At 63.4% G+C, this 26,008-nt stretch carries 22 protein-coding genes; 13 read left to right on the forward strand and 9 right to left on the reverse strand.

Annotated features, from left to right (window positions below; all coding sequences use genetic code 11):
• Window positions 1-684: 684 nt before the first annotated feature.
• From FFS30_RS05575 to FFS30_RS05610, 8 genes are all read right to left on the reverse strand, one after another.
• On the reverse strand, window positions 685-1,080 hold the full coding sequence (locus FFS30_RS05575; RefSeq protein WP_137912083.1) for a hypothetical protein: 396 nt from the start codon (window positions 1,078-1,080) through the stop codon (window positions 685-687).
• A gap of 87 nt (window positions 1,081-1,167) precedes the next feature.
• Window positions 1,168-1,542: a DUF1801 domain-containing protein gene (locus FFS30_RS05580; protein WP_171014435.1), complete on the reverse strand. Its 375-nt coding sequence runs from the start codon at window positions 1,540-1,542 to the stop codon at window positions 1,168-1,170.
• Window positions 1,543-1,594: 52 nt separating this feature from the next.
• The gene (locus FFS30_RS05585; RefSeq protein WP_137912084.1) at window positions 1,595-1,927 is read right to left on the reverse strand and encodes a hypothetical protein; all 333 of its coding nucleotides are present in this window, start codon (window positions 1,925-1,927) and stop codon (window positions 1,595-1,597) included.
• Window positions 1,928-2,539: 612 nt separating this feature from the next.
• The gene (locus FFS30_RS05590) at window positions 2,540-3,022 is read right to left on the reverse strand and encodes a DUF2314 domain-containing protein (RefSeq protein ID WP_137912085.1); all 483 of its coding nucleotides are present in this window, start codon (window positions 3,020-3,022) and stop codon (window positions 2,540-2,542) included.
• A 514-nt stretch (window positions 3,023-3,536) separates the two neighbouring features.
• Window positions 3,537-5,387 carry a glutamine--fructose-6-phosphate transaminase (isomerizing) gene (glmS, locus tag FFS30_RS05595; protein WP_137912086.1) on the reverse strand — a complete coding sequence of 617 codons (1,851 nt, stop codon included), beginning with the start codon at window positions 5,385-5,387 and terminating at the stop codon, window positions 3,537-3,539.
• A 67-nt stretch (window positions 5,388-5,454) separates the two neighbouring features.
• Window positions 5,455-6,828: a bifunctional UDP-N-acetylglucosamine diphosphorylase/glucosamine-1-phosphate N-acetyltransferase GlmU gene (gene glmU, locus FFS30_RS05600; RefSeq protein ID WP_137912087.1), complete on the reverse strand. Its 1,374-nt coding sequence runs from the start codon at window positions 6,826-6,828 to the stop codon at window positions 5,455-5,457.
• A gap of 59 nt (window positions 6,829-6,887) precedes the next feature.
• Complete coding sequence (locus FFS30_RS05605) at window positions 6,888-7,607, reverse strand: VIT family protein (RefSeq protein ID WP_137912088.1); 720 nt, start codon at window positions 7,605-7,607, stop codon at window positions 6,888-6,890.
• Window positions 7,608-8,003: 396 nt separating this feature from the next.
• Window positions 8,004-8,822, reverse strand: coding sequence for an AMP nucleosidase (locus tag FFS30_RS05610; RefSeq protein ID WP_137912089.1), 819 nt, complete (start codon window positions 8,820-8,822; stop codon window positions 8,004-8,006).
• A gap of 158 nt (window positions 8,823-8,980) precedes the next feature.
• Between FFS30_RS05610 and FFS30_RS05615 the strand changes: the two genes are divergently transcribed.
• From FFS30_RS05615 to FFS30_RS05645, 7 genes are all read left to right on the forward strand, one after another.
• Window positions 8,981-10,720: a hypothetical protein gene (locus tag FFS30_RS05615; protein ID WP_171014436.1), complete on the forward strand. Its 1,740-nt coding sequence runs from the start codon at window positions 8,981-8,983 to the stop codon at window positions 10,718-10,720.
• A 70-nt stretch (window positions 10,721-10,790) separates the two neighbouring features.
• Window positions 10,791-13,205, forward strand: a complete 2,415-nt coding sequence (locus tag FFS30_RS05620; protein WP_249352190.1) for an acyl-CoA dehydrogenase — start codon at window positions 10,791-10,793, stop codon at window positions 13,203-13,205.
• A gap of 126 nt (window positions 13,206-13,331) precedes the next feature.
• Entirely contained in the window at window positions 13,332-14,120 is a 789-nt protein-coding gene (locus FFS30_RS05625) for a hypothetical protein (RefSeq protein WP_137912092.1), read from the forward strand.
• Window position 14,121: 1 nt separating this feature from the next.
• Entirely contained in the window at window positions 14,122-14,754 is a 633-nt protein-coding gene (locus FFS30_RS05630; protein ID WP_137912093.1) for a 2-hydroxychromene-2-carboxylate isomerase, read from the forward strand.
• 78 nt (window positions 14,755-14,832) lie between these two features.
• Entirely contained in the window at window positions 14,833-15,666 is an 834-nt protein-coding gene (locus tag FFS30_RS05635; protein ID WP_137912094.1) for an ATP-binding cassette domain-containing protein, read from the forward strand.
• A 43-nt stretch (window positions 15,667-15,709) separates the two neighbouring features.
• A complete protein-coding gene (locus tag FFS30_RS05640) occupies window positions 15,710-16,069 on the forward strand; it encodes an SMR family transporter (RefSeq protein ID WP_137912095.1) in 360 nt (119 codons plus the stop codon).
• The gene (locus FFS30_RS05645; protein ID WP_137912096.1) at window positions 16,066-16,386 is read left to right on the forward strand and encodes an SMR family transporter; all 321 of its coding nucleotides are present in this window, start codon (window positions 16,066-16,068) and stop codon (window positions 16,384-16,386) included. The genes FFS30_RS05640 and FFS30_RS05645 overlap by 4 nt, the downstream gene beginning before the upstream one ends.
• A gap of 79 nt (window positions 16,387-16,465) precedes the next feature.
• On the opposite strand, the gene FFS30_RS05650 is transcribed toward FFS30_RS05645, so the two are convergent.
• Complete coding sequence (locus FFS30_RS05650; protein WP_137912097.1) at window positions 16,466-17,116, reverse strand: TetR/AcrR family transcriptional regulator; 651 nt, start codon at window positions 17,114-17,116, stop codon at window positions 16,466-16,468.
• Window positions 17,117-17,281: 165 nt separating this feature from the next.
• On the opposite strand from FFS30_RS05650, the gene FFS30_RS05655 reads away from it, so the two are divergent.
• From FFS30_RS05655 to FFS30_RS05680, 6 genes are all read left to right on the forward strand, one after another.
• Window positions 17,282-18,490 (forward strand): efflux RND transporter periplasmic adaptor subunit, encoded by a 1,209-nt coding sequence (locus FFS30_RS05655; protein WP_137912098.1) that lies wholly within the window; start codon window positions 17,282-17,284, stop codon window positions 18,488-18,490.
• A gap of 160 nt (window positions 18,491-18,650) precedes the next feature.
• Window positions 18,651-21,854 (forward strand): multidrug efflux RND transporter permease subunit, encoded by a 3,204-nt coding sequence (locus tag FFS30_RS05660; protein WP_137912099.1) that lies wholly within the window; start codon window positions 18,651-18,653, stop codon window positions 21,852-21,854.
• A gap of 32 nt (window positions 21,855-21,886) precedes the next feature.
• Window positions 21,887-23,122, forward strand: coding sequence for an MFS transporter (locus tag FFS30_RS05665; protein WP_137912100.1), 1,236 nt, complete (start codon window positions 21,887-21,889; stop codon window positions 23,120-23,122).
• Window positions 23,123-23,170: 48 nt separating this feature from the next.
• Window positions 23,171-23,896, forward strand: a complete 726-nt coding sequence (locus FFS30_RS05670; RefSeq protein WP_137912101.1) for an SDR family oxidoreductase — start codon at window positions 23,171-23,173, stop codon at window positions 23,894-23,896.
• A 127-nt stretch (window positions 23,897-24,023) separates the two neighbouring features.
• Window positions 24,024-24,911, forward strand: coding sequence for an AraC family transcriptional regulator (locus FFS30_RS05675; protein WP_171014438.1), 888 nt, complete (start codon window positions 24,024-24,026; stop codon window positions 24,909-24,911).
• A 249-nt stretch (window positions 24,912-25,160) separates the two neighbouring features.
• A complete protein-coding gene (locus FFS30_RS05680) occupies window positions 25,161-25,871 on the forward strand; it encodes a demethoxyubiquinone hydroxylase family protein (protein WP_137912103.1) in 711 nt (236 codons plus the stop codon).
• Window positions 25,872-26,008 lie beyond the last annotated feature (137 nt).

Genomic DNA, 26,008 nt, shown 5'->3' on the forward strand with positions numbered 1-26,008 from the left:
CCCACGAGTAGTAGGCAGCTGCCTAGAAACAGCACACCAAAGACTGTAACTCGATACATGTTATAGCACCTAACGTTTAAGGCAAGTGGCCGCCGCCACAGTGCGTGTCAAATTACCGTGGCACGTCGCAGCGGTCCGCTTGAGCGAATAGTTAGCTACCCATCTGCGGGTGCTGAGTTGCAGGTATGCCAACCATTGGGCTGTGACCACTTGGAAATGTTGAACTTGGTTTGGAAGCAAAGGTGCCAGCAGCCGCCCCCTACTTTGTTGTTCATTCCTTTCGCGATGCATTGAGCTAGACAATCGTCTGCTTCGGAGCAGCGTGAAGCGAGTTTTGAGATGAAGCAGTGCTCTTTGGCAGATAGCAAGTGTTTTGATGGGCCCACCCTGCACTTCGAGTAAGGCATGCCTAAAAAGCTCAAATCCAAGGAATTTCGCCACTGCAGATAGGCCGCTTCCTCTTGATAGGCAGACGACCATGCAGCCCATGCCCAAGAGCTGCTGTAAGGACTACAAGCTACTTGCGGGGGGAAAAAGAAGTACAGGAGAGAAGAGACGAGGCAAAGGCTCACATGAGTAGCTAACGCTTGAGCTAAGCGGCCGCTGCCGCAGGGAGTATCAGAATACCGCAACCCGTCACAGCGGTCCGCTTGGGCGAATAGTTAGGTTGCACCTACGAATTGCCTAGGACCAGGACAACGACGACAGCTTTAAGCCAGAAGTGAGCCAACATTGCAGCGCTTCGGCTGCCTGCGCGCGCCCGACGACCTGCGACGGCAGCACCTCGAATAGCTCATTGTCCTCGTCTTGAAATTGAATGGATGGCCCAACGAATGATGCTCTCAGAGGATCTGATGCGTAGTGTTCTCGATGTTCGTCGAGACGGACGAAGGCGAGGTCTTCGTTATACCAAACATAAAAATTTCCGTAGTCCACGTGGTGGACGATGTGCACTATGAAGATTGCGCAACGGCGGGCGGCAAGACTTGAACCAAAGCGAGTTGCCGCATCGCGAGTAGGAAATGTGTGTCGCTGCTCAGCGGGCACGGCGGAAAAATCTGTGACTACAAATTCGTACATTGGTCCGATGTGCAACCTAACGCTTCGGTTCAGCGACGGGCCGCGCAGCGGACCTTCCGCTGCAACCGGTTGTTATGTGATAGGTCCTCATTTCTGTACTTGGGATAACCTGTATTTCACCATCTTGACGACCAGCGCCTTTGGAATCGGTTTGCTCAATGGGAATTGAATGGATCCCTTGGCGAGCTTGTACCCCGTAAGCTGATCTGCGAATGCGTCGATCACGTCCGGGTTGGGATAGAAGCCGACATGCTGGGCATACCCCGCGATCATGATCTGCTTGTCGCGCTTGCCGCCAACGACCAAGGCAAACGCTGGGATGTTGTAGTTCATCAGTTCGGAAACGCCGGGCGCGGCCTTCCAAATGCATGAGCGCAGTTCTTCAAGCGCACGCTGCGTATCCGGAGGTCGAGTAGCGATGTACGCATCCACTTCCTTTGACTTATTCACTGCTTTACCCATCGCTGCCCCCTGTGATGAATCACATAACGCTTGAACGAATAGGAAGTTGAATCTAGGTGGCCTTTCTCAGTTCTGAACCCCACCCATCATAGTCGAGGCCGAAGATTTCGCTAATGCAAGCCATAAGCCCAGAGATGGAGCAGATGATGTTCTGCTGTATCGGGGTATGAATGACTACAAGAACATCTGTGTCCTGGACTTTGGCGAAACCGTACTGATTGTCGTTGATGAAGCTACAGACCAAGTTGGCTTTCTCAACATTGGAAGCACGCAGCAAGAAATCGACATCTCTTGGCACGTGAAGTTGGTCACCAAGCGAATCGTTTTTGAGCAAAAGCTGCGTATCTTCGTAGGCATTTCGGAGCAGGACGTCGACGATTGCCATACTTGGACACCTAACGCTTGAGCTAAGCGGCAGCTGCCGCGAGGAGTGTCAGCATACCGCAAGCTGTCGCAGCGGTCCGCTTGAGCAAATAGTTAGCCCTCGGCACGCTGTCTGGTGCCACAGGCATACGTGGAGATTTCGATGCCAAGTTTGGCCACTGCGGCGAGCTGGATAAGGCTCGGAGGTAAACAAGAGAACGTGGTGAAGCTGCCCTCAAACAAGGCAACACCGAAGTCGAGAGTTGCTCGACGCCAGCGAAGCTTGCCAAAGCTGTAACAGCCGCTGAGTTTGACGAGAGAAATGTTATGGCGTCTGCGATTTGTTGATCAAAGGCGTCGAACTCTGCGTCACTAGCGATGAAACTCGCGCCGGAGTCAGCGTGTGTACGCGCAACGGCTTTGCTCCGCAGTTCGCCTTTGCGCCATGTCCGATTTGGTGCAAGCGCAACGCTCGACAACAAGGCATCGATATCGAGTGCCGTTCCAGAAATTCGTAAGACACAGGACATGAAGTCGTGAAATTCCGAGGGCTAACGCCTGAGTTAAGCGGCTGCCACAGCGATGTGCTGCAGCCTAACGCAGACCGACACCGGCAGTCCGCTTGAGCGAATGGTTAAGCGCCACTGGGATGATAGTTGTCCATGAACTTCCCCACGAAATTTCCTTCCTCGGACCCGTCGGGCTTGGTGATTAACCAGTCAAGCATTTCGTTTTCGGAAACTGTAATGGGATCACCTGGCTTATAGCCATGAATTAGCTGTATTTGACTCGAAATTCTTCCGGTGATCTTTTGATCGACAATTCTGCTGACAGCGATGAAGACTTGCTCTCTCCTCCCGTTTGAGTCGCGTAGCCGAACTGTGACGAAGAAAGATCCGCCTCGCGGAAGACCATCGTAAAAGCGCTGCTTCGCTGCTGGATAAGTGGCCTTTGCTTGCCTAACCGACGGCTCAATCGCTTTGTCGAGAGCGTCCATCTGGGCGGACGTAGCTCGCTGCGGCATATCAACCGGCGCATTTGGAGAGATTTGCTCGCCATGCGCGATACCTGCAATAAATAACACCGCCGCAGTAAAAGTACCGAGATATGTTGACATTCGTTATGGCGCTCAACGCTTGAGCTAAGCGGCTGCCGCCGCGGACGCTGAGATCTTAGCGCAGACCGACATCGGCAGTCCGCTTGAGCGAATAGCTAGGCCTCAATGACCTCAGGCAACATGAGCGTGACCAATGAAAGAGAACCTTGGGGGTTCGGAGCCCATTGGACGACCTGATTTCGTGAACCACTGCGCATGAAGCGATCAACCTCTTGCGAGAGTCTTCGCGAGGCTGCTGCCGAAGAACGGCCATTCGCGACTGACGGCTTCGGGTCGAAAGTTGTCATTCGGCGTCAGGTACAAACCTTGATCGAGCTATCGGCAGCCTGATCATCTAGGGTCGGCCTACTGATGCATTTCTCGTGACGCACGCACATGTGCGACGATCGCCCATCTGCAGCGCACGATTGGACCAACTCTTTACTCTGATCATAGATAGCGCCAAACAATACAGACTTTAATATTAGTTACAGACTTTATTCTTCGGGATCAAGCCGCAAACTTGGATCGACCGTTACTCGACGGTAACCGATTTCGCCAAGTTACGCGGCTGGTCTACGTCGGTGCCGCGCAGAACGGCGACGTGGTAGGCGAGCAATTGCAGCGGCACGGTGAACACCGCCGGCGCGATGAAATTGCCGCCGGAGTCGAGCTTGATCACGGCGCCGTGACCGTCCTTTGTCGAGACATAGGTTTCGCCGATCTCGGCACGCTCGTCGGCGAAGACGAATAGCTCGCCGCCGCGCGCGCGGACTTCGGCGAGATTCGATTTGAGTTTCTCGAGCAGATGATCGTTCGGCGCGACGGCGACGACGGGCATCTGCGTGTCGACCAGGGCGAGCGGGCCGTGCTTGAGTTCGCCGGCCGCGTAGCCTTCGGCGTGGATGTAGGAAATTTCTTTGAGCTTGAGCGCGCCTTCGAGCGCAACCGGCCAATGCGTGCCGCGGCCGAGGAACAAGGTGTGCTGCTTCGGCACGAAGCGTTCGGCGAGCGCACGCACTTGGTCTTCGGTCTTGAGCGCTTCGGCGACCCGGCGCGGCAGGCTCTCGAGTTCCGTCACGAGTTCGCGCAAGCGCTCGGCGGGCAGGCCGTTGATGCGCGCGAGTTCGAGCATAAGCAGCGCCAGCGCCGCAAGCTGGGTCGTGTTGGCCTTGGTCGAAGCGACGCCGACTTCGGGACCAGCTCGCGTCATCAACACGAGGTCCGACTCGCGCACGAGGCTCGACTCGGGCACGTTGCAGACGACGAAGGTGCCCAGATAGCCGCGCTTCTTCGCCTCGCGCAGCGCGGCCAGCGTGTCGGCGGTTTCACCCGACTGCGAGATGGTCACGAACAGGCTGTCCTCCGGCACGACGAAATCGCGGTAGCGAAATTCGCTGGCGATCTCGACGTTGCACGGGATGCCAGCAAGCGCCTCGCACCAGTAGCGCGCGACGAGGCCGCCGTGATAGCTGGTGCCGCAGGCGACGATCTGCACATGACGCACGCGCTGCAGCAGCGCGTCGGCATCGACGCCGAAGATGTTCGGCAGGATGCGATCGTTGGCGATGCGGCCTTCGAGCGTGTCGGCGATCGCCTGCGGCTGCTCGTGGATTTCCTTGAGCATGTAGTGCGCGTAGTCGCCGCGCTCGACCGCGTCGGCGGACAAGGAAGATTCATGCAGCTTGCGCTGCACGACATGGCCGTCGGCGTCGAATACGGTTACCGCGTCGCGGCGCACGTCGGCGACATCGCCTTCTTCGAGGAAGACGAACTTGCGCGTCACCGGCAGCAGCGCCTGCACGTCGGAGGCGACGAAATTTTCGCCGTCGCCGAAGCCGATCACGAGCGGGCTGGCGATGCGCGCGACGACGATGCGGTCCGGCTGCTGCGCGTCGAACACGAGAATCGCATAAGCGCCGGTAAGCCGCTTGACCGCGAGCTTGACCGCGTCGGTGAGATCGTGGCCCTGTTTGACGAAGTCGTGGATCAGATGAGTGATGACTTCGGTGTCGGTCTCGGAAGTGAAAGCGTAGCCTTTGCCGAGCAGCGCTTCACGAATCTCGAGATAGTTCTCGATGATGCCGTTGTGAATCAGCGCGATGCGGTTCTGCGAAACGTGCGGGTGTGCATTCGCCTCAGTGACGCCGCCGTGCGTGGCCCAGCGCGAATGGGCGATGCCGAGCACGCCGGCGCGCGGCGCCGCGGCGACTTTGTCGGCAAGCCGGGCAACCTTGCCGACCGTGCGCCACAAGGCAAGGCTCCCATCGGGCTGGGCGAGCGCGATGCCGGTGGAATCGTAGCCGCGGTATTCGAGCCGGCGCAGGCCTTCGATCAGGATGGAGGTGACATCGCGCTGCGCGATCGCGCCGACAATTCCACACATGGTACGTTCCTCGAATCAATAGCCGCGCATTTTATGATGTTCCGGACCCGCAATGCTGCGGGCGCGGCTACTTCGGGGCTTTTTGCGGGCGCTTCCAGCCGCGGACGGTCGTCTGCCGCGCGCGTGCGACGGTCAGTTCCCCGGGCGGCGCATTGGTGCCGATGGTCGAGCCGGCGCCGATGGTGGCGTCCTTGCCGATCGTTACGGGCGCGACCAGGGCGCTGTTCGAGCCGATAAAAGCGCCGTCCTCAATGACGGTACGATGTTTGTTCGCGCCGTCGTAGTTGCAGGTGATCGTGCCGGCGCCGATGTTGACTGCCGCACCGATGGTCGCATCGCCGATATAGCTCAGGTGATTCGCCTTCGAATCGTTGCCGATTATCGCGTTCTTCACCTCGACGAAGTTGCCAACGTGCGCGCCGGCATGGATTTCCGCACCGGCACGCAGGCGCGCGTACGGGCCGATGACGCAGGCGCCGTGAGTGACGACGCCGTCGAGATCGCTGTGCGCCTGCACGACGGTGCCGGCGGCGAGCGTGGAATTGCGGATGCGGCAGAACGCGCCGATGCGCACCTCGTCGCCGAGCGCGACGGTGCCTTCGAGCACCACGTCGACATCGATCTCGACGTCGCGCCCCGCGCTGACGCTGCCGCGCAGGTCGAAGCGCGCGGGATCGGACAGGCGCACGCCCTGCGCGCAGAGGTTGCGCGCGGCGCGCAGCTGGTAGCGGCGTTCGAGCTGGGCGAGCTGCCACGCGTCGTTCGCGCCGGCAATCGCATTCGGATCGGTCGACAGCACGGCGAGCGCCGGCTCGCCATCGGCCGCGGCGAGCGCGAACACGTCGGTCAGATAAAACTCGCCTTGGACGTTGTGGTTGTCGAGCCGCGCGAGCCAGCCGCGCAGGCGCTGGGCGTCGGCCGCGATCACGCCGGTGTTGATCGTGCGCACCGCGCGCTGCGCGGGCGTCGCGTCCTTTTCCTCGACGATGCCGGTGACGCGCTGCGCGGCGTCGAGCAGGACGCGGCCGTAGCCTTGCGGATCGGGCAGGTCCGCGGCGAGCACGGCGAGCGGCGCCGACGCCTCGACGAGCGGCTGCAGGGTGACGGTACGGATCAGCGGCACGTCGCCGTAAAGCACGAGCACGCGCGCGGCATCGGGAATGCCGGGGATCGCGAGCTGCATGGCGTGGCCGGTGCCTTTCTGCTCGGCCTGATGCACCCAAGCGAGATCGGTCTGGTTGGCGAACGCGGCCTGCACCTGCTCGCCGCGATGGCCGTAAACGACGTGGATTTTCGCCGGGTGCAGCGCGCGTGCGGTGTCGAGCACGTGGGCGAGCATCGGCCTGCCGGCGAGCGGCAGCAACACCTTGGCGTGCGCCGATTTCATGCGTTTGCCCTCGCCCGCGGCGAGGATGACGATATGTAGGGGAATCATATTCATGCGTTCAGCCTAGCAGAAGACGCCGGGCGAGTTCGGGCGCCGCCGAGGCCGGATTCGGGCTAACCGTTTACGCCGAACAGATGCCCGATCGCCGCGGTCGCGAGCATCGCCAGCGAGCTCCAAACGAGGACGCGCAGCGCACCCGGCAGCATCCGCGCACCGCCCGTTCGCGCGGCGATCGCGCCGAGCACGGCGAGCGAGGTCAGCGAGGCAATCGCCACGGTCAGCGCGAGCTGGCCCGGCGCGGCGAGCAGCACGGCGAGCAACGGCAGCGCCGCGCCGAGCGAGAAGCACAACGCCGAGGTCAATGCCGCCTGTAGCGGACGCGGGCGCTGTTCTTCGGTCAGACCAAGTTCGTCGCGCAGATGCGCACCGAGCGCGTCGTGCGCGGTGAGCTGGTCGGCGACCTGTTCGGCCAGCGACCTTTCCAGGCCGCGACCGACGTAGATGCCAACCAGTTCCTCGCGTTCGCCGTGTGCATCGGTAGCGAGCTCGTGCTTCTCCAGATCGCGCTCGGCATTTTCCGCGTCGGTCTGCGAAGACACCGACACGTACTCTCCGGCCGCCATCGACAGGGCACCGGCGACGAGCCCGGCGACGCCGGCAATCACGACGTTGCTGCGTGCGGCTTCGGCGCTGGCGACGCCAATGACCAGACCCGCCGTCGACAAGATACCGTCGTTGGCGCCGAGCACGGCCGCACGCAGCCAGCCGACGCGCTCGCCGACGTGGCGTTCGTGATGACGGCGGGCAACGCTATTCAGATGTTTCGGTCGCATCTATGGTGTGGATTTAAAGAAAGAAGAAATTCAGCCACGGATTACACGGATAACCACGGATCAGAAAGAGCGGTTGCAAATTTTGCGCAACCCCCACGAGACGGAATTTAGTTTGTTTCATCCGTGTTTATCCGCGTAATCCGTGGCAAAAAGCTCTCGATCGATAACGAGCGAACTTACCAACGGCGGACAAGGCTATCCGGATGTTTCGGTCGCATCTATGGTGTGGATTCAATGAAAAAGAAATTTGGCCACGGATTACACGGATAAACACGGATCAGAGAGAGAGAGCGGTAGCAAATTTGCACAACTCCTACGAGACGGAATTTAGTTTGTTTCATCCGTATTTATCCGTGTAATCCGTGGCAAAAAGCTCTCGATCAATAACCAGCGAACTTACAACTCGTGTTGCCCGCCGAGATCGTCGTGGTACTCCTCGTCCGCTTCGAAGCGCAGGTGTTTGACGCTGCGGCCGTGGCGGCGCACGAGTTTGAGCGCCTCGATGCCGACCTTGATGTGTTTCTCGACGTAGTTCGCCGTGATCGACTTGTCGCTCGCCTCGGTCTTCACGCCTTCAGGGATCATCGGTTGATCGGAGACGAGCAACAGCGCGCCGGTCGGGATGTGGTTCGCGAAGCCGGCGGCGAAGATCGTTGCGGTTTCCATATCGACCGCCATGCTGCGCGTGCGCCGCAGCAGATTCTTGAACTCCTCGTCGTGCTCCCAGACGCGGCGGTTGGTCGTGTAGACGGTGCCGGTCCAGTAGTCGTGGCCGAGGTCGCGGATCATCGTCGATACGGCACGCTGCAGTTGGAACGCGGGCAGCGCCGGCACGATCGGCGGCAGGTAGTCGTTCGACGTGCCTTCGCCGCGGATCGCCGCGATCGGCAGGATCAGATCGCCGAGTTGGTTCTTGCGCTTCAGGCCCCCGCACTTGCCGAGGAACAGCGCGGCCTTAGGCGCGATCGCGCTGAGCAGGTCCATCATCGTGGCCGCGTTCGGCGAGCCCATGCCGAAATTGATCAAGGTGATGCCGTCGGCCGTGGCGTTCGGCATCGGCCGGTCGGCGCCCTGGACGGGCACGTCGTGCCACTTGGCGAACAGCTCGACGTAGTTGCCGAAATTGGTCAGCAGGATGTGCTCGCCGAAGTCCCTGAGCGCCGTGCCGGTGTAGCGCGGCAGCCAGTTTTCCACGATCTCTTTCTTGTCTTTCATATCGGTGTTCCGCTTGGGGTTGCCGATGACGACACATCGGCGGGATGGCAGGTCATGGGTATCGCCGACCAGTGTAGTGAATGCCCGCGGCAATGTGCAGTGTGGCGAACGGGCGCGGCGGGCAGTATCTTTCGCGTTCGCTCACTGCCGGTTGGAACATGCCTTTGTCGTCCGATGCGCTGCAACGAACGCTAGGCGTTTCTCCGGAATCTGCCGATGCGGCGCTAGATCTCGCGCGTGCCAACCTGAATTCGATGCACTACGGGCGCAGCGTCGCGGCGGCACTGGCAGCGATCAAATTTCGCCCCGAAAGCGCCGAAGCGTGGCTCCTGCTCGGCGTCGCCAGCCGCTATCTGAAAGCCTACGACAAAGCCGAAGCCGCGCTGCTTCATGCCATCGAATTGGCACCGGCGTCGGCCGAGGCGGTCAAGGAGCTGGCGATGGCGCGCTACGAGCGCGGCGATCACGAGCTCGCAGCCGTCGGTTTCCACCGCGCAAAAATCTTGGCGCCTCTGGATCTCGGCATCGCCTGGCTCGATGCGCTCGCCCACCCCAAATTCCTCGCCGACTCGGCGCAGGCCGACGCCGCCGTTTCCCGTTTCGAGCACGGGCTCGAACAGGCCATCGCCCTGGCCGAGGCGAATCCGCACTGGGACAAGGCGCTGCAGGCCGCGGTCTGGATCAAGCCCTTCCACCTGCACTACTACGCCCGCGATACCGAACGGCTGAGCTTCCGCTTCGGCGATCTGCTCGAAACGATCGTCGATTCGCACACCGCGCAGTTTTCCGCGCCCATAGCCACGCGACAGGCAGCCGGCCGCCGCCGCATCGGCTTCGTCTGCAGCGCACTGCGCACGCACACGGTGGCGCGCTACTTCGCCGAATGGCTGCTGCGTCTCGACCAGTCCCGCTTCGAGCCGCAGGTGTGGAATCTGAGTGCGACGCTCGATGCAGTCAGCGCGGAAATCCGCGCGGCGATCACCGCGACGCACGAAGTCGGCAATCTCGACGTGGTCGATATCGCACAATCGATACGCGATGCGCAGCTCGACGCGCTCGTCCATCTCGACGTCGGCATGGACGGCCGCACCGGCCTGCTCGCGGCGATGCGCCTCGCCCCGGTGCAGTGCGTCGCCTACGGGCATCCGGTCACGACCGGCTCGACGCGCATCGACTATTTCCTCAGCGGCGACGCGATGGAGCCCGCCGACGCCGACGCGCATTACCGCGAGCGGCTCGTGCGCCTGCCCGGCCTCGGCGCGCTGCCGCGCCGGCCGCCGGCAGCGGGCGACGGCAGCTGGCTCGCTCGCGACGGCGATCGTCCGCTGATGCTCTGCGTGCAGAACCTGATCAAGATCGTGCCCGAGTTCGATGCGCTCGCTGCACGCATCGCCGCGCGCAGCAACGCGACGATCGTGTTCTTCGAGAATCAGCCGGCGATGGCCGCACGCTTCCGCGCACGCCTGGAGAAATCGTGCGCCGCGCAAGGCATCGACTTCGACCGGCACTTCCGCATCGTTCCACGCCGTGCCTACGCCGAGTATCTCGGCGCCGTCGCCGCGGCCGATCTCGTGCTCGACTCAATCCACTTCAGCGGCGGCTCGACCAGCCTCGACGTGCTGAGCCTCGGCACGCCGCTCGTGACCCTCGAAGGCAAGCGCATGCGCGGCCGGCAAACCGCAGGCATGTTGCGCATGCTCGGCGTCGAAGAGCTGATCGCCGCGGACGCGGATGCCTATGTCGAACTCGCGGTCGGTCTCGCCGCCGACCGCGCGCGCCGCGACGATCTGCGCCGGCGTCTGCTCGCCAAACAGGACCTGCTTTTCTCCGATGCGCGCGTGATGCCCGCGCTCGAAGCCTTCCTCGCCGACGTGGCTGCGCCGCAACGAAACGCCTAGCATTCCGCGCCATGCTTTGCTTTTTTTCGCGCGGCGCAGGACGATGGAGCAAACGCCATCGGAGTTCATGATGCTGATCACACTCCTGCTCGCCCTCATCGCGCTCAGCGTCCTCGCCTTCATCGGCCGCGGCTTTCTCGCCTGGGTCGTCGCCGCCGGCATCTGGCTGGTCGGCTGGCGCCTGACCGGCATCGCCTCGCCGCTCCTGTTCGAGGCCACGGTCATCGTGCTGACCGTGCTCGCTGTGATCTTCGGTGTGGCGCCGATCCGCCGCGCGCTGATCACGAGCCGGGTCATGCCGATCTTCGCCAAGGTACTGCCGCGGCTCGGCGAGACTGAGCGCATCGCGCTCGACGCCGGCACCGTGTGGTGGGACGCCGAGCTGTTCTCGGGCAAGCCCGACTGGAAAAAGCTGCTTGACTTTCAGCCGCAGAAGCTGACCGCAGACGAGCAGGCGTTCATGGACGGCCCGGTCGAACAGCTCTGCGCGATGCTCGACGACTGGCAGATCAATCAACTGCGCGACCTGCCACCCGAAGTCTGGGACTTCATCAAGAAGCAGGGCTTCTTCGGCATGATCATCCCGAAGGAATACGGCGGCCACGGCTTCTCAGCGATTGCGCATTCGCGCGTGGTGACGCGGATTTCCTCGCGCTCGGTCGCAGCAGCGGTCACGGTGATGGTGCCGAATTCGCTCGGCCCGGGCGAACTGCTCTTGCATTACGGCACCGACGAGCAGAAGCAGTATTACCTGCCGCGGCTCGCGCGCGGCGAAGAGGTTCCGTGCTTCGGCCTGACCGGCCCGGAGGCCGGCTCCGATGCGGCGGCCACGCAATCGACCGGCATCGTCGAAAAGCACGTCGTCGACGGCAAGGAAATCCTCGGCCTGCGCCTGGAATGGAAGAAGCGCTACATCACGCTGGCGCCGGTCGCCACCCTGATCGGCCTCGCCTTCCGCATCAAGGATCCCGACCATCTGCTCGGCGACCAGGACGATCTCGGCATCACCTGCGCGCTGATTCCGCACGACCTGCCGGGCATCGAGATCGGCCTGCGCCACGATCCGATGGGCGTGCCGTTTATGAACGGGCCCATCGTCGGCAAAGACGTGTTCGTGCCGCTGGACCAGGTGATCGGCGGCCGCGCGGGCATCGGCCAGGGCTGGCGCATGCTCATGGAAAGCCTCGCCGCGGGCCGTTCGATCTCGCTGCCCGCGCTCAGCGTCGGCGCCGCGCAGATGATGACGCGCATCTGCGGTGCCTATGCGACGGTACGCGAACAGTTCGATACGCCGATCGGCCGCTTCGAAGGCATCGAGGAACCGCTCGCGCGCATCGCCGCAAAGACCTACATGATGACCGCCACGCGCACCCTGACCTGCGGCGCGCTCGACGCGGGCGAGAAGCCGGCCGTGCTCTCGGCGATCGCCAAGGCGTATCTCACCGACAGCATGCGCGAGGTCGTCACCGACGCAATGGACATCCGCGCCGGCTCGGCGATCCAGCGCGGGCCGCGCAACTCGCTCGCGCGCGCCTGGGACGCGGTGCCGATCGGCATCACCGTCGAAGGCGCGAACATCCTCACGCGCTCGATGATCATTTACGGCCAGGGTGCGATCCGCTGCCATCCGTTCGTGCAGAAGGAAATCGCCGCGGTCGCCGCGAACGATCTCGCCGCGTTCGATGCGGCGCTATTCGGCCACATCAATCTGGTGCTGCGCAATGTCACGCGCGCGAAGCTGCTCGCGCTGACCGGCAGCCGTCTTGCCGCCGCGCCCGACGTGCAGGACACGCAGCGCTATTACCAGCATCTCTCGCGCTTCTCGGCCGCGTTCGAGTTTGCCTCGGACGTCGCCATGGGCACGCTCGGCGGCTCACTCAAGCGTCGCGAGAAAATCTCCGGACGGCTTGCCGATGCGCTCGCCTATCTCTACCTCGCATCGAGCGCACTCAAACGCTATCACGACGAAGCGAAGACCACGGCGAACCTCAACCTCGTTTCCTGGTGCGCGGAATATTCACTATACAAAGTGCAGGAAGCGCTGCTCGGCGTGATCGAGAACCTGCCGACGCGCGGCGCGGCATGGGTGCTCCGACTCGCCACATTCCCGCTCGGCGCGCATTTCCGCCCGCCGTCGGACAAGCTCGGCGCACGCGTGGCGCGCGACATCCTCGAAAACCGCGAGGCGCGCGCGACCCTGACCGGCGACATCTTCATCCCGCCGCCGACCGAACAGGGCCTCGGCACGCTCGAAGCCGCACTCGACAAGGCGGTGCGCGCAATCCCAGTCGAAACCAAGCTGCGCGACGCGGTGCGCGCCGGCACGCTCGACCGCGCGCCGGGCTACATGCTCGACGAGATGGGCTTGAAAGCCGGCGTGATCACCCAGGCCGAGTACGACCTGCTGCAGGACGCCGAAGCCGCGCGCAACGAAGTCGTTGCGGTCGATGCGTTCGACCCGGCGATTTTCAAGACCTTGCATTGATTCGTCGCTGTCGCGAAAGCGGAAACGGAAACGGCGACGGCGACGGCGAAAAGCCACTCGATCGTGCGTCGGAGATTCGCGCTACGCGTCCGCTAGACTTAACCCCTGCTTTCGGAGAGCGTCGTCATGCAGAAATTTTTCGTCCTCGCTTTTCTGCTGCTGTCGGCATTCGTCACGACAGAGAACGCCTCGGCCGACACACGGCTCGGCGATAGTTGCGATCTTTCCGTGCTCGGCGCCAAGGACAAGGACGGCTTCCTGCGCTTCGACGGCGCGCTGCGTTCGGCGCTCGCAAAGCAGGACGCCGCTGCGCTCGCCCTGCTCGTCGATTTTCCGCTGACCCTGAACTACGGCGACGGCGCCCATGTTTCGCTGAACGATGCGGCCACGCTGCAGATACGTTTCCCCGAGGCCTTTCCGCCGGCGCTGCGCAGCGCGGTGCTCGCGCAGAAACCCGAATCGCTGTTCTGCAAGTACGACGGCCTGATGTACGGCAACGGCGAGCTCTGGGCGAATCTGGTCGGCGAGGGCAACGCGCCGCAATTCCGCATCACCGCGGTCAACCTGCCCGATGTCACCGCGCGCAGCGCCAAGCCGGCCGAAACGAAGGTCCAGCTCGCCTGCAGCACCGACAAGTTCCATATCGTCATCGACGGCAAGGATGACGCTCCGCGCTATCGCTCGTGGAACAGCCCGCATGCGCCGCCCGACGCGCCGGCGCTCGAACTCGTCGGCCAGGGCGACGGCGAGGGCACCGGCGTATGCTTCCACCGCATCTGGCGTTTTCGCAACAGCAATGTCGGCTACGTGCTGAGCCAGCCGGGCTGCAGCGAGGGCAGCGTGCCCGAGAAGGCCAAGGCGCAGCTCGAAGTACGCATAGGCAACCGCCCGCCCCTGACTTCCTGGTGCTACTGATATGGACAAGGCCGCCTGGTACTTCGATTTCGTCTCGCCGTTTTCCTATCTGCAGCTAAACAAGGTGCTGAGCTGGCGCGCGCGGCTCGACATCACGCCGATACCGATCGCCTTCGGCGCGGTGCTCAAGCATCACGGTCAGCTCGGCCCGGCGGAGATCGCGGGCAAGCGCGAATTCACTTATCGCTTCGTGCAATGGCAGGCCGATCACGCGGGCGCCGCGCTGCGTTTTCCACCGCAGCATCCGTTCAACCCGCTCGCCGCGCTGCGGCTTTGCATCGCCGCGGGGACGACCTGGGATGCGATCGAGACGATCTTCCATCATCTCTGGCGCGACGGCAAAGCGGGAGCGACGGCGGGCGAACTCGCCGACGCGGGCCGCGCACTCGGCATCGCCGACGTCGAAGCCGCGATCAACGATGCTGCGGTGAAGAATGCTTTGCGTGCGAATACCGACGGCGCGATCGCGGCCGGCGTGTTCGGCGTGCCGACATTGATGGTCGGCAAGGACGTCTTCTGGGGCAACGACGCGACGCCGATGATCGAAGACTGGCTCGCACATCCGCAGCGCTTCGCCACCGACGAGTACCGGCGCATCGCCGACCTGCCGTTCGGCGTCGAACGCAGACGCTGACGCCACGATCGTCCGCGCGGTCTGCAAGGAGCGATGAGCGGTTACTATGCGCTCCCCCTCCTTCATTCTGCCTCGATCGTGACGCACGCCGATTCCGCCTCCCCGCCCCTGCTCGAACTCCATGACGCGCGCCTCGTGCGCGGCGGCAACGAAATCCTCCATGGCCTCAGCCTGCGCATCGAGCCGGGCCAACACACGGCGATCGTCGGGCCGAACGGCGCGGGCAAATCCTCGCTCGTGCGCATGATCCATCGCGACGACTATCCGCTTGCCCACGACGACGGCACGCCGCCGATGCGCATCCTCGGCCGCACGCGCTGGGACGTGTTCGAGCTGCGCAAGCACCTCGGCATCGTCTCCGGCGATCTGCAGCAGCGCCTGACCGGCGAGGATCTCGTCGACGGCCTCGATGCGGTGATCTCGGGTTTCTTCGCCAGCCACGTGCTCTCGTTCAATCACGAGGTGACCGATGCGATGCGCGAAGCCGCGAACACCGCGCTCGAACGGCTAGGCGCCACGCGCCTGGCGCATCGGCGCTTCTCGACCTTGTCGACCGGTGAGGCGCGCCGCGTGCTGATCGCGCGCGCGCTCGTGCACGATCCCGGCGCGGTTCTGCTCGACGAGCCGACCGCCGGCCTCGATTTCGTCGCCCAGCGCACCTTGCTCGAGAGCCTGCGCGGACTCGCGCACGGCGGCACCACACTGGTTCTCGTCACCCATCATCTGGAAGAGATCCTGCCCGAGATCGATCACGTGATCCTGCTGCGCGAAGGCCAGGTTTTCGCCCAGGGATCGAAAGCCGAGGTTCTGCGCTCGGAGGTATTGAGTGCACAATACGGGGTGCCGATCCGGGTGCGCAGCAACGGCAGTTATTTCCACGCGGAGTTCGACGAGACAGACTCGGGCGGCTGACCTGCGCCGCCTGGGAGGCGCATTCCGCCCAAGGAGTTGAGCGATGCCGACGGCCTCTTCCCGCAATCCCCCGATCCTCGCCTGGATCTTCCTCGTCGCGGCCATCGTCACCGAAGTCATCGGCACGTCGTTCATGGCGGAAGCCGCGCGCGACGGCGGTTATCTCGGCTATCTCGTCATGGCCGTCGCACTGGCGGTTTCCTACTATTTTCTCGCCCTCTCGATCCGCAGCATCGCCGTCGGCATCGCCTACGCGATCTGGGAAGGGCTCGGCCTTACCCTGCTGACCCTGGTCGGCGTGTTCGTGTTCAACGAAGGGCTGTCGATGCGCGAATTCGTCGGCCTGGCCATCGCCGTCGCCGGCATCGTCTGCGTCGCGCTCGGCGAGGAGCACGCAGCATGACCCTCGTACCGATCCTGTTCGTGACGACTTCCGCGCTCATCGATATCGCGGCCAATATGATGATCGCGAAGTCGCAAGGCTTCCGCAAAGTCGGTTGGGGAGCCGGCGCGATCGCGCTGGTATGGATCGCCTTCGCCCTGCTCGGGCAGGCGGTGAAGAGCATGGATCTTGCCGTCGCCTACGCCATGTGGGGCGCGATCGGCGTGTTCGGAACGGCGATCGTCGGGCGCATTCTGTTCGGCCATCGCCTGCGCCCGATCGGATGGATCGGCATCGCGCTGGTCACGACGGCGGTCGTGATTCTCTCGACGGCCTGACGCGGCCTAGGCGCGCTTTCGCCTTTGCCGGGCCCGCTGCGCAATCGATCGGACTAGGCGCGATCGACAGCGATCCGTTTCAGTTCAGATGCGCTTCGATCAGCGCGCGTGTCGCTTTCGCGAGCGAGCTGACCGGGCCGGAATTGTTCGCAAAGGTCAGACGCGTGTAATAGCCGCCTTCGAGCAGCAGCATCAGCGCATCGCCGAGTGAATCCGGCTCGCGCGCACCCATCTCGCGCGCGTACTTGCGCAGGCGGCGGCGGATTTCAGTCTTGTAGTTGTGCACGATCGCGTTAAGGCGCTCGTTGTCCTCGGGAATCTCGACCGCCGCATTGCCGAGCGCGCAGCCGCGGCTCGAACGGCAGCCGCAATCGACCTTCGGCTTCTGCTTGGTCAAGTCGATCATCGCCTGCATCAGCGCTTCGACCTGGCGGCGCGGATCGCCCGCGTGCGGCGCGACGGTTTCGTCCCACCATTGCCAGTAGCTGCGCTCCTGGTCCATCAGGTATTCGGCGACCAGATCGTCCTTCGACGGAAAGTTGCGGTAGAAGCTCATCTTGTTCGTACCCGCGTCCTCGACGATCGCGTCGACGCAGACGCCGCGGATGCCGTGGCGGTAGAACAAGTCGGAAGCCGAGTCGCGGATGCGGTCGCGTACGCGCGGCTTGTCGCTGCGCGAAGGCGCTTCACTCACTAGCGAAACGGCGGCCGCCATTGATTTTGCGGACATGACACACACTCCTCTTGACAGGTTAGTGACTGGTCAGTAACATCCCGTCACGTTACTGACCGGTAACACACATTGTGACAGCTTCGCGCAGGCCGGGATCCAAGTCAAGGCATTACGCAACACAGATCACAAACGGTTCAGTCCAAAGGATACGAGGAGACCGCCATGCAGTACCCGAAATTCGTCAAAGCCGGCATTGTCCTGACCGCAATCGCCGCCGCCGTGCTCGCCGGTTGCTCGCGCTCACAGGCGAGCAATGCCCCGGCCGCGGCGCCCGCGCCGGCGGTCAGCGTTGCCGAGGTGGTCGCCAAGCCTCTGCGTGATTTCGAGGAGTTCACCGGACGCCTCGAGTCGGTCACCACCGTGCAGATCCAGCCGCGCGTGAGCGGCTTCATCGAATCGGCGCAGTTCGCCGAAGGCGCACACGTCAAGAAGGGCCAGATTCTGTTCCGCATCGATCCGCGTCCGTACCAGGCCGAGGTCGACCGCCTCGCCGCGCAGCTCAAGCGGGCGCGTTCGCAGGCCTCGCTCGCCGCGCAGAACCACGAACGCGGCAAGCAGCTGATCGCCAAGCACGTCATCGCCCAGCAGGATTTCGACCAGCTCGAAACCGCGGCGACCAGCAGCAGCGACGACATCGGCTCGGCGCAGGCGGCGATGGAATCGGCGCGGCTCAACCTGGAGTTCACCGAGGTGCGCTCGCCGATCGAAGGGCGCGTCTCGCGCATGCTGATCACGCCGGGCAATCTCGTCGCGACGACGAGCGTGCTGACCACCGTGGTCTCCGACAATCCGGTCTACACCTACTTCGACGTGGATGAGGCGACTTATCTGCGCTTCGCCCACGGCGTCGCTGGCGGCGAAAGCCCGGTGTACATGGGCCTGGTCGACGAGCAGGGTTATCCGCACGAAGGCCGTCTCGACTTCGTCGACAATCAGGTCGACCCGAAGAGCGGCACCATCCGCGCACGCGGCGTGTTCGACAACAAGGACGGTCACTTCACGCCGGGCCTGTTCGCCCGCATCAAGCTCGTCGGCGGCAACGCGCGCGACACCGTCCTGATCGACGAACGCGCGGTCGGCACCGACCTCGGCAAGAAGTTCGTGCTTGCGCTGAAGAAGGACAACTCGCTCGAGTACCGCCCGGTGACCCTGGGCGCCGCGATCGAGGGCCTGCGGGTGGTGCGCGAGGGCCTCGCCGCCGGCGACGTGATCGTTGTCAACGGCCTGCAGCACGTGCGCCCCGGTGCGACGGTGAATCCGACACGCGTGCCGATGACGACCGACAGCAAGGCCGTCGCTCAGCTCACGCCGGCCGCGCCGAAGACCGTTTCGACCGCAACCGGCAATGGCGGACGCGCCGCGTTGAACTGATCTGTATTTCCCTTCTCCGCGTGGAGAAGGTGCCCCGAAGGGGCGGATGAGGGAAAAGCCTTTCGCCACACGATGGCGTTGAAGTAGCGCGGCGCCTTCCCTCATCCGGCGCTGCGCGCCACCTTCTCCCGCGGGGAGAAGGAAAGATTAAAGGCACACTATGAATCTCTCGCAATTTTTTATTACACGTCCGGTCTTCGCCGGCGTGCTGTCGGCGCTCATTTTGATCGCCGGCTTGGTCTCGATTCCGCAATTGCCGATTTCCGAGTACCCGGAAGTGGTGCCGCCGACCGTGGTCGTGCGCACGACCTATCCGGGCGCGAATCCGAAAGTGATCGCCGACACCGTCGCCGGTCCTCTCGAACAGGCGATTACCGGCGTCGAGGACATGCTCTATCAGTTCTCGCAGGCGACCAGCGACGGCGTGATGACACTGACGGTCACGTTCAAGCTCGGCACCGACGTCGACAAGGCGCAGCAGCTCGTACAGAACCGCGTCGCCCAGGCGACGCCGAAGCTGCCGTCCGACGTGCAGCGCATCGGCGTGACGGTGAACAAGTCCACGCCGGACATCACCATGGGCGTGTTCCTTACTTCGCCCGACGGTCGCTACGACCTCAACTACCTCGCCAACTACATGGTCCTGCACGTCAAGGACGAGCTGGCCAAGATCGACGGCGTCGGCGACGTGCAGCAGTTCGGCGGCGGCAACTATTCGATGCGCGTGTGGCTCGATCCGGAGAAGGTCGCTGCGCGCGGCCTTACCGCGGGCGACATCGCCAACGCGATCCGCGAGCAGAACGTGCAGGTCGCCGCGGGCCAGCTCGGCTCGCCGGCGACGCCGAGCGTTTCCGACGGATCGAGCAAGCCGACCTTCCAGATCGCGGTCAGCACCAAGGGCCGCCTCGTCGACGAAGAAGACTTCGCCAACATCATCGTGCGCACCGGCGAGAACGGCCAGATCACGCGCCTCAAGGACGTTGCGCGCGTCGAACTCGGCTCGGACAACTACGCGCTGCGCGCGATGCTCAACAACAAGACCGCGGTCGGCGTCGGCATCTTCCAGCGTCCGGGCAGCAACGCGATCGCGATCTCCGACGCGGTGCGCGCGAAGATGGCCGAGCTGAAGAAGTCGTTCCCCGACGGCATCGACTACGACCCGGCCTACGATCCGACCGTGTTCGTGCGCGGCTCGATCGAAGCCGTGCTGCACACCCTGCTCGAAGCGATCCTGCTCGTCGTCATCGTCGTCATCGTGTTCCTGCAGACCTGGCGCGCGTCGATCATTCCGCTGCTCGCGGTACCGGTGTCGCTGATCGGCACGCTCGGCGTCATGCACCTGCTCGGCTTCGGCCTCAACACGCTGTCGCTGTTCGGCCTCGTGCTCGCGATCGGTATCGTCGTCGACGACGCCATCGTCGTGGTCGAGAACGTCGAGCGCAATATCAGCGAAGGCCTGTCGCCGTACGAAGCGACCGTGCAGGCGATGAAAGAAGTGACCGGCCCGATCATCGCGACCGCGCTCGTGCTCTGTGCGGTGTTCCTGCCGACCGCGTTCATCAGCGGTCTGTCGGGCGAGTTCTACAAGCAGTTCGCGATCACGATTGCGATCTCGACGATCATCTCGGCATTCAACTCGCTGACCCTGTCGCCCGCGTTGTCGGCCCTGCTGCTCAAGGCGCACGACGCGCCGCCCGACCGCGCCACGCGCATCCTTAACGCCGCGCTCGGCTGGTTCTTCCGTCCGTTCAACCGCTTCTTCACGCGCGCGTCGAACGGCTACGTCGGCACGGTCAGCCGCATCCTCGGCCGCAGCTCGGTCGCGGTGTTCATCTACGCCGCGCTGATCGCGGTCACGGCTTACGGCTTCATGCGCACGCCGACCGGCTTCGTGCCGCCGCAGGACAAGCAGTACTTGGTCGGCTTCGCCCAGCTGCCCGACGCGGCCACGCTCGACCGCACGACCGAAGTGATCAAGCGCATGGGCGCGATCGCGCTGAAGACGCCGGGCGTCGAATCGGTGCCGGCGTTCCCGGGCCTGTCGATCAACGGCTTCACCAACGCGCCGAACATGGGCATCGCGTTCACCCCGCTGAAGCCGTTCGACGAGCGCCGTGACGCCTCGAAGTCGGCCGGCGCGATCGCCATGGCGATGAACATGCAGTTCGCGCAGATCCAGGACGCCTTCATCGCGATCTTCCCGCCGCCGCCCGTGCAGGGCCTCGGCGTGGTCGGCGGCTTCAAGCTGCAGCTCGAGGATCGCGCCAACCTCGGCGCCGACGAGTTGTACAAGCAGTTGCAGAACGTGATCGCCAAGGCGTCGAAGCGGCCTGAACTGGCCGGCCTGTTCTCCGGCTTTCTGGTCAACGTGCCGCAGATCGAAGTCGATGTCGACCGCGAAAAGGCGAAGTCCGCCGGCGTGCCGCTGCAGAACATCTACGACACGATGCAGATGTACCTCGGCTCGCTCTACGTCAACGACTTCAACCGCTTCGGCCGCACCTACCAGGTCAACGCGCAGGCCGAGCCCGGCTTCCGCCTGACCGCGGACGACATCGGCCGCCTGAAGACGCGCAACGCACGCGGCGACATGATCCCGCTGGCGAGCTTCGTCACCGCGCGCGAAACCTCGGGCCCGGACCGCGTGCCGCACTACAACGGTTTCCTCGCTGCCGAGCTCAACGGCGCCGCCGCGCCGGGCTACAGCTCGGGCCAGGCGCAGAAGGCGATCGAAGAAGTGCTCGCGCAGGAACTGCCGAACGGCTTCGGCTACGAATGGACCGACCTGACCTACCAGCAGATCCTCGCCGGCGACACGATGATGATCATCTTTCCGCTGGTCGTGCTGCTCGTCTTCCTCGTGCTCGCCGCGCAGTACGAGAGCGTGACCCTGCCGCTGGTGGTGATCCTGATCGTGCCGATGACCCTGCTCTGCGCGATCCTCGGCGTGCAGGTCACGCGCGGCGACAACAACATCTTCACCCAGATCGGACTCATCGTGCTGATCGGCCTCGCCTGCAAGAACGCGATCCTGATCGTCGAGTTCGCCAAGGACCGCGAAGCGCAGGGCGAATCGGTCTGGCAGGCCGTGCTCGACGCCTGCCGCCTGCGTCTGCGCCCGATTCTGATGACCTCGCTCGCGTTCGTCATGGGCGTCGTGCCGCTCGCGCTCGCCACAGGCGCCGGCGCCGAGATGCGCCGCGCGATGGGCGTCACCGTGTTCTCGGGCATGCTCGGCGTGACCTTCTTCGGTCTGCTGCTGACGCCGGTGTTCTACCTGCTCGTGCGCCGCCGCAAACAGCGTGCGGCGCAGCCGAAGCAGGACGATACGGCACCGCCTGCGTTGCCGGCGATCAGTCACTGATCGCCGCGCAGACCTGCACACAGCATCCGCTCATGTCCAATCCGATCTCGATTCCCGCGGGCGACGAATGCCCGCCCAACGTACGCCCGGAAAGTCGCACGAGCCAATGGACGGCGGTGATTGCCATGAGCATCACCGCGTTCATTCTGGTCACCAGCGAATTCCTTCCGGTCGGCATTCTCAATATCCTCTCCGCCGATTTGAACATCAGCGCCGGCACCGCCGGCGCCACTATCGTGCTGCCCGGGTTGTCCGCCGCGATCGCGGCGCTCGCCGTGCCGTACTTCGGCCGCAACAGCGATCGCCGCAACGTCGTGCTGGCCACGGTTCTCGCCAGCGTCGCCGGCAATCTCATCTCGGCCTGCGCTTCGTCCTACGCCATGCTGCTCGTCGGCAGGCTGTTGCAGGGAGTCGCCGTCGGCGGCTTCTGGTCGGTCGCGCTCGGCATCGTTCCGCGAATCGGGCCGCAGGGAATGCACATCGCCAAGGTCATGTCGGTCTATATGCTCGGCGTGACCGCGGCGACCGTGCTCGGCGTGCCGCTCGCCACCTGGCTGACCGGCGCGATCGGCTGGCGTCCGACCTTTGCATTCATCGCCGGCGTCTGCATCGTGGCGATGGTCGGCCTCTGGCGCTTCGTGCCGCGCGTGCCAGCGATCGGCAACTATCGCCTGCGCGATCTGGGGCTGTTGCTGACGGCAATGCCTTCGCGCATCGGCTTCATCGCGATCCTGCTCGTCGGCACAGGACACTTCATGTCGTATGCGTACCTCGCGCCGTTTCTGCAACAGGCCGCACACTTCGACGTGGACTTGATCGCCATCACTCTGCTGATCTACGGCGCCGCCGGCATCGTCGGCACCTGGGCGGGCGGCCACCTCGGCAGCAAGGACGTCCGCTACGGCTTCCTCGCCACCGCGGTCGTCCTCATGCTCAGCATCGGACTACTGCCCGTCCTGGCGAGTTCGACCATCGCGATGATCCTGCTCGTGAGTCTCTGGGGCGTCGCCTGGGGCTGCTTTCCGATGATGGCCAACACCTGGATGTACGTCACCGCGCCGCAAGAGGCGGAACGCGGAATTTCGGCGCTGGTGGTCGCGTTTCAAATCATGATCGGCGGCAGCGCTCTCGCCGGCGGTTGGCTGGTCGATCATGCCGGCGTCAATCCGGTCTTGCTGTTCGGTGCCTTCGCGGCGCTGATCGGCGGCCTTGTCGTGCTCGCCTATGCGCACAAGATCACCCTGCATTCCGGTACCACTGCGCCCTAGCGCAGCCGGCAGTATTTTTTGTATCCCTCTCAACTCACGGAGCATCCCATGACCCAGAAAATCGCCCTCGTCACCGGCGCCACGCGCGGCATCGGTCTCGAAACCGTGCGCCAACTCGCCCAGAACAACGTGCACGTGCTGCTTGCCGGGCGCGACCGCGCCAAGGCCACCGAAGCCGCGCTGAAGCTGCAGTCCGAAGGCCTGCCCGTCTCTGCGATCGCACTCGACGTCAACGACGCGGGCAGCATCGCCGCCGCGGCGAAAGACGTCGAAGCCAAGCACGGCCATCTCGACATCCTCATCAACAACGCCGGCGTCCTTCTCGACGACACGGCGAAGAAATCGTCGGAGCAGTCGCTCGATGCGTGGCGCCAGACCTTCGACACCAACGTCTTCGCCGTCGTCGAAGTGACCCAGGCCTTCCTGCCGCTGCTGCGCAAATCCGACGCGGGCCGCATCGTCAACGTGTCGAGCATCCTCGGCTCGATCACCCTGCACAGCGATCCGAACTCGGGCATCTACAACTTCAAGGTGCCGGCCTACGATGCGTCCAAGTCGGCGGTCAACGCCTGGACCGTGCATCTCGCCCACGAGCTGCGCGACACCGCGATCAAGGTCAATGCGATCCATCCGGGTTCGGTCAAGACCGATATGAACAGCCACGGCGAACTCGAAGTCGCCGACGGCGCGAAATCGAGCGTCGAACTCGCCCTGATCGGTGCCGACGGCCCGACCGGCAGCTTCTCCCACCTCGGCCAGACCCTGCCCTGGTAAACGCCGAAGTTTTTACTGAAATCAGCGGCATGCCGGCGACGCTGGCATGCTGCACTGCACATTGCTTGAGTGTGCGTCGCACGACAGACTTGTCAATCGAAAACCGAGAGGCTTGTCACAGAGCCATATGGCCGATCTGGTATCACCGGACCAGCTGCAGAAATATGTCCCCGGCGAGGTGCTGCTGAGCAGCGACGCCCTCGGCTGGGGCGAAGTGAGCATGCGCGCGTATCGCTACGGCGCCTCCGACGTCAACGTTCCCGCCCTGCGCGATTTCGTCATCGTCACCTACCGCGACGGCGTCACCCATATGCACCGCCGCGTCGACGGCCCCTGGCAGGCCAAGCGCGCGGTGCCCGGCAGCGTCTCGATCCTGACCCGCGCCGAAGAATGCCAGTGGGTATGGGACGCGCCGATCGACGTCATCCACGTCTACCTGACCCGGCAACTGCTCGCAAAAGTCTCGGCCGACGCCTTCGACAAAGACATCGCCGACGTGCAACTGCAGGACGTGCTCAGCACCGAGGACGATCTGGTCAAGCGCAGCCTCAACGCGATCGCCGACGAAGTACAAGCGAACAACCTCGGCGGCAGGCTCTACGTCGACGCGATCAGCACTCAGCTCTGCGTACACCTGCTGCGCAACTACGCCAACGTGCAACTGCGCGAGCCGCGCGAAGTCCACGGCCTGTCGCACATGCAGGCGCGCGTACTCAACCACTACATCGAATCGAATCTCGACCGCCAACTGTCGCTCGAAGAACTCGCCGCCGTCACCCGCACCAGCACCTCGCACTTCCTGCGCCAGTTCAAGGCGCGCTTCGGCGTCCCGCCGCACGCCTACGTGCTGAGGATGCGCCTAGAGCGCGCGCAACACCTGCTCAAGCGCACCCACTTGCCGATCAAAGACATCTCGGCACAGTCGGGCTTCTCCGACCAGTCGCATATGACTCGGGTTTTTCAGCGCTTCTTGAAGACGACGCCGCATTCATATCGGCAGGCGGCTGCTTCCTAATTTCGCGTTCGCGCGATTCGCGAGGGCGCGCCCCTTTTTTGCTTCTTTTCGCTCGTCATTCCCGCGTGCTCTTAGCGGGAATCCAGTGACTTTGCTTTTTTTGGTTTGAGAACCAGGGCTTCCACTCGTCCTGCAGACGAGCGGGTCACTTTCTCTTGCTTGTGCAAGAGAAAGTAACCAAAGAGAACACACCCCGGGAGCCACGCCCTTCGCGCTACGGGTTCGCGAGGTCATGCCGGGGTTCGCTCGATGGACATCCATGTCCATTCGCGAACTCGCGCGCATCCTGCGCGCGACCCTGCGGGCGAATTCGTCATGCCCTCGCCGCGGCTGACGGGGACTCGAGGTCAAAACCCAAATAAAAAGCTGAATCCATCACTGCCGAACGGTACTCTTCGTCCTCTGTCTTCACAGCAGCGCCGGATCAGCATGAAGGGCGGCCAATGGCCAATCGATGTTCAACGCATTCTGCGCGTGAATCATTCAGGCGAATTCGGCGCGATCGGCATTTATCAATCGCAGCTTTTCCTCGCGCGCATGATTTGGCCTTCGGGTCGTGATTTGTTGGCGGAAATGCTCGTCGATGAGCGAAGACACTTGAACGTCTTTGCCGGAATGCTGGCTCAACGGAATATTCGTCCCTGCCACGCCCTACTGCTCTGGCGCATTGGCGGCTACGCCTTGGGTATAACCAGCGCGCTGTTTGGAAGAACCGGAATACTGGCATGCACCGCCGGCGTGGAATCTATTGTTCTTGGCCATCTTCGCGAACAGCGAGCCATTCTTCGCAACAGAGATGCCGAACTCATCGCCGCCATCGACGGCATCGAAGCCGACGAGCAGTCACACCATGATCACGGTCAGGATGGACTGCGTCAACAAAGTAGAGTTGGTGCAGGCGTATTTACTTTGTCTGCCAATCTTACTCGATTCGCGATCTGGCTTTCATCAAGACTCTGATTCGAAGAAGAGGCGTTTCGCTTGGGCGCGCACGATGCGCGCTGCTCCGGCTCTTCCGGGTCCCCATTACATTGCGGCGGCAGCGGACGACAAGGCCCGCAGGGTCGGCGCGATGGATCGCGCCGATTCCGCTATTG

Source organism: Rudaea sp. 3F27F6, from assembly GCF_005503555.1.
Lineage (GTDB): Bacteria > Pseudomonadota > Gammaproteobacteria > Xanthomonadales > Rhodanobacteraceae > Rudaea.

What these genes read in the sequence shown, in the direction of transcription:
- FFS30_RS05575 (WP_137912083.1), bottom strand. Translation starts at nt 1,080, where the DNA reads ATGTACGAATTTGTAGTCACAGATTTTTCCGCCGTGCCCGCTGAGCAG.
- FFS30_RS05580 (WP_171014435.1), bottom strand. Translation starts at nt 1,542, where the DNA reads ATGGGTAAAGCAGTGAATAAGTCAAAGGAAGTGGATGCGTACATCGCT.
- FFS30_RS05585 (WP_137912084.1), bottom strand. Translation starts at nt 1,927, where the DNA reads ATGGCAATCGTCGACGTCCTGCTCCGAAATGCCTACGAAGATACGCAG.
- FFS30_RS05590 (WP_137912085.1), bottom strand. Translation starts at nt 3,022, where the DNA reads ATGTCAACATATCTCGGTACTTTTACTGCGGCGGTGTTATTTATTGCA.
- glmS (WP_137912086.1), bottom strand. Translation starts at nt 5,387, where the DNA reads ATGTGTGGAATTGTCGGCGCGATCGCGCAGCGCGATGTCACCTCCATC.
- glmU (WP_137912087.1), bottom strand. Translation starts at nt 6,828, where the DNA reads ATGAATATGATTCCCCTACATATCGTCATCCTCGCCGCGGGCGAGGGC.
- FFS30_RS05605 (WP_137912088.1), bottom strand. Translation starts at nt 7,607, where the DNA reads ATGCGACCGAAACATCTGAATAGCGTTGCCCGCCGTCATCACGAACGC.
- FFS30_RS05610 (WP_137912089.1), bottom strand. Translation starts at nt 8,822, where the DNA reads ATGAAAGACAAGAAAGAGATCGTGGAAAACTGGCTGCCGCGCTACACC.
- FFS30_RS05615 (WP_171014436.1), top strand. Translation starts at nt 8,981, where the DNA reads ATGCCTTTGTCGTCCGATGCGCTGCAACGAACGCTAGGCGTTTCTCCG.
- FFS30_RS05620 (WP_249352190.1), top strand. Translation starts at nt 10,791, where the DNA reads ATGCTGATCACACTCCTGCTCGCCCTCATCGCGCTCAGCGTCCTCGCC.
- FFS30_RS05625 (WP_137912092.1), top strand. Translation starts at nt 13,332, where the DNA reads ATGCAGAAATTTTTCGTCCTCGCTTTTCTGCTGCTGTCGGCATTCGTC.
- FFS30_RS05630 (WP_137912093.1), top strand. Translation starts at nt 14,122, where the DNA reads ATGGACAAGGCCGCCTGGTACTTCGATTTCGTCTCGCCGTTTTCCTAT.
- FFS30_RS05640 (WP_137912095.1), top strand. Translation starts at nt 15,710, where the DNA reads ATGCCGACGGCCTCTTCCCGCAATCCCCCGATCCTCGCCTGGATCTTC.
- FFS30_RS05645 (WP_137912096.1), top strand. Translation starts at nt 16,066, where the DNA reads ATGACCCTCGTACCGATCCTGTTCGTGACGACTTCCGCGCTCATCGAT.
- FFS30_RS05650 (WP_137912097.1), bottom strand. Translation starts at nt 17,116, where the DNA reads ATGTCCGCAAAATCAATGGCGGCCGCCGTTTCGCTAGTGAGTGAAGCG.
- FFS30_RS05655 (WP_137912098.1), top strand. Translation starts at nt 17,282, where the DNA reads ATGCAGTACCCGAAATTCGTCAAAGCCGGCATTGTCCTGACCGCAATC.
- FFS30_RS05660 (WP_137912099.1), top strand. Translation starts at nt 18,651, where the DNA reads ATGAATCTCTCGCAATTTTTTATTACACGTCCGGTCTTCGCCGGCGTG.
- FFS30_RS05665 (WP_137912100.1), top strand. Translation starts at nt 21,887, where the DNA reads ATGTCCAATCCGATCTCGATTCCCGCGGGCGACGAATGCCCGCCCAAC.
- FFS30_RS05670 (WP_137912101.1), top strand. Translation starts at nt 23,171, where the DNA reads ATGACCCAGAAAATCGCCCTCGTCACCGGCGCCACGCGCGGCATCGGT.
- FFS30_RS05675 (WP_171014438.1), top strand. Translation starts at nt 24,024, where the DNA reads ATGGCCGATCTGGTATCACCGGACCAGCTGCAGAAATATGTCCCCGGC.
- FFS30_RS05680 (WP_137912103.1), top strand. Translation starts at nt 25,161, where the DNA reads ATGGACATCCATGTCCATTCGCGAACTCGCGCGCATCCTGCGCGCGAC.